The following is a 1,082-nucleotide window of genomic DNA, read 5'->3' on the forward strand; positions in this document are numbered from 1 at the left end:
TCCGTTGCCTGCAGGGGGGAACGATAGTGGGAGAGGAGGAGGAAGTACCGGAGCACGTCCGGCTTCCACACCTTCAGGGCATCCCGGATGGTGATGAAGTTGCCAAGCGACTTGGACATTTTCTCGCCATTCACGGTCAGGAAGCCGGTGTGCATCCAGTACCGCACCATCGGGTGCTTTCCTTCCAAGGACTCCATCTGGGCGATCTCGGCCTCGTGGTGGGGGAAGATCAGGTCCAGGCCCCCGCCGTGGATGTCGTACTGCTGGCCGAAGTACTTCTCCGAGATAGCGGTATCCTCGATATGCCAGCCCGGCCGGCCCCGGCCCCATGGGGAGTCCCAGGTGTACTCGCCGTACTCCCCGAGCTTCCAGAGGGCGAAGTCGAGCGGGTTATGCTTGGAGTCGTCGGTCACGCGGCTCTTCCGCTTCGCCCGCTCCTGGCCCGAGAGCTCCCCGTTGCGTTCGAAGGTGTCCACGTTGAAGTACACGCCATTCTCCGTAACGTACGCCACACCGCGTTCGATCAAACGGCGGATCTGGTCAACGATCTCGGGGATGTGCGTTGTGGCACGGGCATAGTAACTCACGGCATTGATCCCGAGCGCCTGCATGTCGCGGAGGTAATCACGTTCGAATTTCCGTGCCAGCTCGCTCTGGGAGACGCCCTCCTCCTTTGCCCGGTTGATGATCTTGTCGTCAACGTCCGTGATGTTCTGGAGGTAGAAGACCTCTTTTCCGGTGGAGCGGAGAAACTTTGCCAGTACGTCGAAGACCACGTAGGTCCGGGCGTGCCCGATGTGCGAGTAGTCGTACACCGTGGGACCGCAGACAAACAGGTACACGCGGTCCGGGTGAAGGGTCACGAGCGGTTCTGTTGTCCTTGTGAGCGTACTGTACAATTGCATGGAAATCATCTCCCGGTAGGAGAGCGCCGGCGGGTGGAGTCGAACCCCCAGACATCCGCTTTGCAGGCGGAGGCATTAACCGTTCTGCCACGCCGGCTCTTCTGTTCATTTTTGCATGCCGGGTCCGGCACAAAAACTATTTTTGGGGGAGAGATTGCCCCCCGGATCATACAATGG

General features: G+C 59.9%; 1 protein-coding gene and 1 tRNA gene. Both read right to left on the reverse strand.

Annotated elements, in window-relative coordinates:
* The coding region (cysS, locus tag CW742_RS14745) for a cysteine--tRNA ligase (protein WP_292421689.1) at positions 1-905 on the reverse strand (905 nt) is incomplete at its 3' end.
* A 24-nt stretch (positions 906-929) separates the two neighbouring features.
* Positions 930-1,002, reverse strand: a tRNA-Cys gene (locus CW742_RS14750).
* Positions 1,003-1,082: the final 80 nt, after the last annotated feature.

Origin of the sequence: Methanoregula sp., from assembly GCF_002835825.1 — an archaeon.
In the GTDB taxonomy this organism is placed as follows: Archaea; Halobacteriota; Methanomicrobia; order Methanomicrobiales; family Methanospirillaceae; genus Methanoregula.